The organism is Pseudonocardia lacus (assembly GCF_018531445.1).
Taxonomy (GTDB): Bacteria; Actinomycetota; Actinomycetes; order Mycobacteriales; family Pseudonocardiaceae; genus Pseudonocardia; species Pseudonocardia lacus.
The window spans coordinates 1-6,921 of the sequence record NZ_JAHDTH010000295.1 but is presented as its reverse complement, the minus strand read 5'-3'; the positions used below and the strand labels follow the sequence as shown (position 1 = coordinate 6,921).

Annotated in this window: 7 protein-coding genes; 3 read left to right on the top strand and 4 right to left on the bottom strand. The window is 71.5% G+C overall.

Annotated elements, in window-relative coordinates; genetic code table 11:
- Positions 1 to 123: 123 nt before the first annotated feature.
- From KIK08_RS35985 to KIK08_RS35975, 3 genes are read right to left on the bottom strand one after another with little or no spacing between them, the layout of a single operon-like run.
- Entirely contained in the window at positions 124 to 1,197 is a 1,074-nt protein-coding gene (locus tag KIK08_RS35985) for a thiamine-phosphate kinase (RefSeq protein ID WP_250558518.1), read from the bottom strand.
- Positions 1,194 to 1,874 carry a hypothetical protein gene (locus KIK08_RS35980; protein WP_214407790.1) on the bottom strand — a complete coding sequence of 227 codons (681 nt, stop codon included), beginning with the start codon at positions 1,872 to 1,874 and terminating at the stop codon, positions 1,194 to 1,196. The genes KIK08_RS35985 and KIK08_RS35980 overlap by 4 nt, the downstream gene beginning before the upstream one ends.
- On the bottom strand, positions 1,840 to 3,132 hold the full coding sequence (locus KIK08_RS35975) for a helix-turn-helix transcriptional regulator (RefSeq protein ID WP_214407789.1): 1,293 nt from the start codon (positions 3,130 to 3,132) through the stop codon (positions 1,840 to 1,842). The genes KIK08_RS35980 and KIK08_RS35975 overlap by 35 nt, the downstream gene beginning before the upstream one ends.
- A gap of 376 nt (positions 3,133 to 3,508) precedes the next feature.
- On the opposite strand from KIK08_RS35975, the gene KIK08_RS35970 reads away from it, so the two are divergent.
- Positions 3,509 to 4,072: a hypothetical protein gene (locus tag KIK08_RS35970; RefSeq protein ID WP_214407788.1), complete on the top strand. Its 564-nt coding sequence runs from the start codon at positions 3,509 to 3,511 to the stop codon at positions 4,070 to 4,072.
- A gap of 242 nt (positions 4,073 to 4,314) precedes the next feature.
- Positions 4,315 to 5,172, top strand: coding sequence for a hypothetical protein (locus KIK08_RS35965; RefSeq protein WP_214407787.1), 858 nt, complete (start codon positions 4,315 to 4,317; stop codon positions 5,170 to 5,172).
- A gap of 46 nt (positions 5,173 to 5,218) precedes the next feature.
- On the opposite strand, the gene KIK08_RS35960 is transcribed toward KIK08_RS35965, so the two are convergent.
- Positions 5,219 to 6,304, bottom strand: a complete 1,086-nt coding sequence (locus KIK08_RS35960) for a class I SAM-dependent methyltransferase (RefSeq protein ID WP_214407786.1) — start codon at positions 6,302 to 6,304, stop codon at positions 5,219 to 5,221.
- 101 nt (positions 6,305 to 6,405) lie between these two features.
- On the opposite strand from KIK08_RS35960, the gene KIK08_RS35955 reads away from it, so the two are divergent.
- On the top strand, positions 6,406 to 6,921 hold a 516-nt coding region (locus KIK08_RS35955), incomplete at its 3' end, for an AfsR/SARP family transcriptional regulator (RefSeq protein WP_214407785.1).

The following is a 6,921-nucleotide window of genomic DNA, read 5'->3' as shown; positions in this document are numbered from 1 at the left end:
CTCCTGGGGTTGTGTGTGGGTGCCGTCAGACAGCTCCACACCACAGCGGGAGGTCCTCGCCATATCAAGATCAGTTAGATCGTGTCGTCACATGATCTCGACCAACGTCTCCGGTCAGTACAGCTAGACGCCGCTGAGCTCGCGCATGTGGTCGAGGGCCGCCACGACGCCGTCGCCCCGCCACGACGTGCTGGAGAACCGCTCCTGGTCGATCCCGTCCCACAGCCGCGGCTCGGCGGTGCCGTCGACCAGCCGGATGCGGTCGGGCGCGGCGGTGAGGACGCCGAGGTCGCGGACGCCGGGGTCGCGGCCGGGCAGCAGCCTGCGCACGAGGTCGACCTCGCGGGGGCGGACCGCGACCAGCAGGCACCAGTCGCCCCAGGTCTGGCCGAGCTGGAACGGGTCGACCCCGGCGTCGCGGCACACCTCGTCGAGCACCGGGTCGAGGTCCAGGTGCGGGCGCACGTCGGCGCCCAGGCCGTTGGCCGCGCACAACCCGCGCACCGCCGCGAACAGGCCGTCGGAGACGTCGATGGCGGCGCGGGCCAGCCCCTTGGCCGCGAGGGCGCGGCCGGCGCGCAACTGGGCCCGGGGTCGGCAGGCCCGCTCGTAGACCACGTCGCGGTCCTCGTCGGGCAGCGTCGCGAAGCCGTGGTGCAGCAGCGCGGCCCCCCACAGGTACCCGGGCGACCCGATGAGCAGCAGGTGGTCGCCGACGCGGGCGCCGCGCCGGCTGAGCCGGGTGCCGACCGGACCGTGGGCGGTGATCCGGCGCGGACACCGGCCGACGGCCGTCGCGGACAGCCGCAACTCCCGCCCCTCCCCGATGTCGCCGCCCAGCACCCGGGTGCCGTGCTCCGTGGCGCAGGCGTCCACCCCGTCCATGATCCGCTTCAGGGTGTCCACCGGGGTGTCCGGCGGCAGCGAGTAGTTGACCACCAGACCCTCCGGCTCGGCCCCGGCCGCGGCCAGGTCGGAGAGGTTGATGGTGGCCAGCAGCCACCCGGTGTGCGCGGGGTCGTCCATGCCCATGCCGGCCACCAGGGCGGTGCCGCACGAGTCGGTGGTGATGACCTGGTCGCGGCCGAACGCGGCGCAATCATCGCCCACACCGTCGTAGCGCGGCTCGATCAGCTCCCGGATGATGCGGCGTTCGCCCATCTCGTTGAGGAGGGTGGACGCGGGCGGGATCGTCAACTCGGCTCCGCACCTCCCGGATCGACGATCGCGAGCACCTGGAGGACCAGGTGCGCCACTTCATCGGCGGAGATCGGTCGGCTCGGCCGGTCCGGCACCCCGTCGGTCCGGTACACGGCCGCCGCATCGTTGACGTGCGGACCCTGCAGGACCAGTGTCGCGACCAGGTCCGTGCCTCTGGCGTTGACAGTATGGATGACGTCGCTGGTCGTGGCGTAGCAGTTGTCCCGCAGGATCTCGGACGCGCCGACCTCGATCAGGGGCACCAGGCCATCGGCGATCAGACGGCCGTCGTAGATGTAGCGGGTGTACTGCGTGCCCGCCGCTGATTCCGCGTGGTGGACGATGTCGAGTCCGTCGCCCGCGAGCACGGTCGAGGCGAAGTCCCACCGGTGGCTGTGCGGGTCCCATTCGCCACGCGGGCTGGTTCCGACTGGCCAGACGTGCAGCCGCACCCGGCAGTTCGCCCCGCAGTACAGGATCAACTTGGCGAAGCCGTTGGCGTGCCAGTACGAGATGGCCGCGACCGGAGCGGGATCGGCGGCGACGTGGCGCAGCCAGGCGTGCAGCGCCGGTCGCTCGCTCACCAGCAGGCCGAGTCCGACCAGGAGATCGGCGGATTCTGGGATAGGGGGGAGCTTCTCAGCGATCTGGGCTGGCAGCGTCGGACCGGGCATGGCGTTCTCCGGAGGGCTCGTGCGGAACCGAAAACCCGGCCAGAGCAGCAGTGCGCAAGGCGACGACGGCGTCGTAGTTCATCCAGACGGGGAGCCTGCCGTCGTGCTTCCATGCCCAGAGCCCCTCGGCCGGGAGGTAGGAGTCCCAGAGCGTTGTCAACGCGGACTCCAGGCGGGCGGGGCGCACGCCGGGTTGCCCGATCAGGGCCCGGAGGACGTGCGCGGCCGTGAAGTGGTCGACCGGGACATCGAGCCCGCGGTCGTCCGGGTTGATGCGCAGGATCTCGGTGACGCCGTCGTCCTTGCTCTCGCCGGCCAGCCACTCGACGGCCCGGCCCACCGCGTCAACGACCTCCGGCGCGTCGGCGAAGGCCGTCGCGGAGCGCAGGGCCGCGACGGCCCGAGCCGTGTGCACAACTGACGGTTCGACCGCGCGCGGTGTCGATACCCAGGCTTGCTGGCCACCGAGTTCGAGGCGGGTGTCGAGCAGCAGCCGCACCAGGTCGGCGACCACCGGGGACTCCGGGCGCAGGGGTGCTGCGTTCTCCAGGACGACGCTCAGCACGAATGGTCGACCGCGGTCTGCGGCACCGTTGGGGTCGTCAGAGGCGATCCCGGCCAGCCAGGTCCACGCCGCGTCGAGGTCCGCCCCGGCGGCACCGATGCGGGACAGCGTGGCGAGCACGATCGCCGTGACTTCCGGCCGGGGCACGTCGAGGCTGCGGTTGGACCAGCCGGCGCGGTGCTGGCGATCAGCCAGCGTGGCGGCGATCGCCGGGTAGTCGACGTCGGCTCGGTCGAGCAGCAGCAGTGTCCGAGCCGCGAGCGCGGTACTCCAGGGGCTGGGCCGGTGGACGCGCCCGATGCTTTGTGGCCAGCCGACGCGCTCGGGCCCGCTTGATCTCGACGGCTCTCGCGTGATGGATGCGACCAGGCGATCAGCCAGGACGTCGAAGACGCGGCGCAGCGATGACGTGGACGACTCGCGCCATTCCAGTGGCTCGGGAGTGGTGATGCGCTTCAGTGCGGGTGGAGCGACCGGCTCCACCGCGGAGAGACCGGCGAGGGCGATCAGACCGTCCCCGGCCTGGAAGTACTCGGCGAGGCGGCGCAGACGGTCGGGCGCCGGAGGGAACCGGCCCTGCTCCCACTGGGTGACGGTGGCGCGCTGGACGCCGACCGCATCCGCGACCGCCTGCTGCGTGAGGTTGCGGGATGTGCGCAAACGGCGCAGTTCGACGGCGAGATCCGACGCCACGGCTACACCTCCCTACCTTCCCCTACCTCTGTCACCTACGTCACACTCCCTACTTACGTAGGCACTTCCTACATCAGGTGGGGTGGGCATGACTGTAGGGCACATCGTGACCGTGGAGCGCAACGTTACCGCATCGGTGCAGTACGCCGGCGAGGACCTGGCACGACTGATCAGTATGGGCACTGAGCTGGGACAGGAGGGGGGAATGGGGACAAGAGGACAGGCCGTGAACCGAGTTCCGGAGACTCGACCAGTCATGGTCCCTACTATCGCCTACCTACGTGAGGTAGGCACGACGACGCGCCGCCGGGAAGGTGAACTCGTCGATGTCCGCAGCGGTCCACGACCGCCCGTCACCTACCGGAGGTGAATGGCCATGAGAGCAGGAGTACGGCGGTGGGACCACGATCCCTACCTCCGCGAATTCGGCCCGCACCTGCGCAAGCCCAACCCGCTGGCCTTCCCGTGGCGCTGGCGCTACGAACTGGCCGGCGGGGTCGCGGCCCCGGCCGGCCTGCAGGCCCTGGCGGACGCCACCCACCCGATGGCGGCGGTCGCGCTCCTGCTGACCGGGGCAGTCGGAGTGCTGGGCTGGACACCCGCCCGTCGGGTCATCGCCGACCGCGCGCGGTGCGTCCTCGTCCAGCACCGTCTGCGGGCGGCGATGGTCGAGCACGGCATCCACTCCTGGTCGGGCCGCTGGTTGCCGACCATCCTGTGGACCACCCCGGTCGAGCGGGGTGTGCGGGTGGTGCTGTGGTGCCACGCCGGGATCGGCGCCGGTCGCTTCGCCGGGCACCGGGAGACCCTGGCCGCCACCTGCTGGGCCGCGGACGTGGAGGTGGCCCAGCACCCGCGGTGGGCGAACGTGGTGGTGCTGCTGGTCGTCACCCGGTCTCCGGAGTCGCCGCGCGGTGAGTCGCCCGTCGGATCCGCGTAGTCGGTGATCGTGCGGATGGGTCCGGGGAGCGTATTGGGAGGTCGGCGCCAGTCGGCGAGATTGGTCGGCTGGCGCCGATCGCTTGCCTGACGAGTCCTGCTGCGCAAATTCGAGAATCGACGCGCGTGGACACGGGGCCGTACACTGCCTGTCGTTGACCTCAATCGACCGAAAGCGCGCCACTCCGGAGGGTGTCGGTGGACCCAGTCGCGTCCCGGAATCTGCGTCGCCCGTACCTCACGGTGCTGATCCTGCTCCTGGTGCTTTTCGTGATCGTCCGCTTCACGTATCTCCGCGCACCGGGCGCCGATCTGGAAGCGTCAGTTTCGACGACGTTGGGCCAGGTGGTCGATGCATTGATAGGTGCGATGCTAGCCGCGCTGGGAGTTGCGATCCTTCTTATCGTCGTCTTTCCCGGGCCGGACATGAGCGAGGCTGTCCGGGTGCTGCCGTCGCGGGAGATCGGATCGTTCATCCGATCGGAAGTCGCAGACACGCGCGAGTGGTTGATCAGGGCGCGGACGGGGGTCTACTTCCGGGCTCGGACCATCCGGTGGCTAGGCGAGCTCGCGACGGCGAACCATCGCGCGATCCGTGTGCAGCTCGTCATCATGGACCCGAGGGACACCGACCTGGCGAGGCGCCTTCTGCTGACCCGTGCGCAGGTCGCAGGGGGAGCATGGGACGAGAAACGTGTGATGCACGAGATCTGCGCGAGCATCTTGACGTGCGTAGGGCAGGCGCGACGGCATCCCAGGCTCGACATCTCCATCGCGCTGAGCCGGAACCTCTGGATCATATCGCTCGACATCTCCAGCAGGTACGTCCTGGTCGCCGGCCCGCAGAACGGTCATCCGGCCATCGCGTACAGCGCGAACAGCGAGTTCTTCGACAGCTTCCGCAGTGAGTTCGAGGCCACGTACGGCGGCGCGGAGAAGATCGACTTCTCGGGCGTTCAGAACGTCGACTTCACGGATACGGGCAACATCTCCGCCGCGCTGGCGGCCATGGGTCTGTCCGCTTCGGTGACCGAGCCCGCAGACCTGGAGGAGATTCGTCAGCTCATCCAGAATCCTGAGAGGTCGAACCAGTACCGGTGAGTGGCGCCGATGCTCCCGCGCTCCGGCGCCACCAACCGGTGGGACGTCAGCGCAGGCAGTAGAAGCGGAAGAAGTCGTCCTCGATCGGCAGGACGTCGAGGTCGGCGAAGCCGGCGGAGCGGACGTAGCCGCGGAGCGTGTCGGGCCGCATGACGGTGCCGGTGCCCACCGAGCCGTCGTGGGCCAGGCCGTCGGGCAGGCAGCAGGTGATGCTCCAGCCGTACATGAGCTGCTCCACCTCGTCGCCGGGTGCGCTGAACCGCTCCGCGACGCGCTCATCAACGACCAGCACGACGCCGTCCGGCTCGGCCATCGCGCGCATCGCGGTGAGCACGGAGACCGGGTCGGGCATGTCGTGGATGCACTCGAAGGCCGCGACGAGGTCGTAGCCGCCCTCGGCGAGCGCGGCGTCGGTGGTGTGGAAGCGCACCCGGTCGCCGACACCGGCTTCGGCGGCGTTGCGGCGGGCGGCCTCGATCGAGGGGCCGTCGGGGTCGAAGCCGTCGACGGTGACGTCGGGGTTGGCCAGGGCCAGGCCGATCGCCGACCAGCCGAAGCCGCAGCCGACGTCGGCGATCCGGCCGCCGCGGCGGAGCACGGCGTCGATCTCGGGCACCGACGGCAGGTAGTCGCGGGGGAGGGCGCCCAGGAACAGGGGGCGATTGGCCGCGGCCTGGGACTCGCGGGCGTCGGGGCCGAACTCGGCCCAGGACACGCCGCCGCCGGTGCGGTAGGCGCCGGCCAGCGCGTCGACGTGCCGGCCGACCCCGGCGACCATCCGGGCCAGCGGGAGCACGTGGTTCGGGCTGAGCACGTCGGTCAGCACCTCGGCGTGCCCGGCCGGCAGCCGGAAGCGGCGCTCGGTGGCGGGTGCGGTGTCGTCGTCGACGGTCAGCACGCCGCAGACGGCCTGGTGCTCCAGCCACTCCCGGGCGTAGCGCTCGGACGTGCCGGTCCGGGTGGCCAGTTCGGTCGAGGTCGAGGCGTTCTCGGCCAGGGCGCGGTAGTAGCCGAGCCGGTCGCCGAGGTAGGCGGCCTGCACGAGCTGGGCGCCGAGTACGGCGGTGAAGAGTCGCTCGCCGAACTGCTCGGCGGTGGCGCCGGCGGCCGGCGCGGATTCGGTCGTGGTCATGGCCGTGATGCTGGCGAGGGCCGCTGTCGGATCGCTGTCGACCCGCCGTCACCCCCGGGCGACGGCTGTCAGCGGGTGGCGCGGCCGGGCACGATGACGCGGTGGTCGAGACAGCGGTGGTCGGGGTGCCGCGGGTGGCCGTGCTCGGCCCGGTCGAGCTGCGCGGTCCCGACGGGCCGGTGCCGGTGCGCAGCGCCCGCCAGCGGAGACTGCTGGCCGCGCTGGCCCTGCACGCTGACCGCCCGGTCGACGTCGAGGTCCTCGCCGACCTGGTGTGGGACTCGACCGCACCGGCCGATCCGGCCGGTGCGCTGCAGACGAACGTGGCCCGGCTCCGCAGGCTGTTGCCCGCCGGCGTCGGCATCGAGACCGGCGCGCGCAGCTACCGGCTGCGGCTCGCCGCGGAGGACCTCGATGCCGCGGCGTTCCAAGCCAGCCTGACCCGCGCCGCCGGGGAGCCCGATCCGGCGCGCCGGCTGGCGCTGCTGGACGCCGCGCTCGCGCTGTGGCGGGGCCGGCCGTTCGCGGAGCTGGACCACCCGGAGTCCGCGCCGGAGGTGGCCCGGCTCGCCGAGCTGCACCGCGGCGCCCAGGAGCAGCGCGCGGCGGCGCTGCTG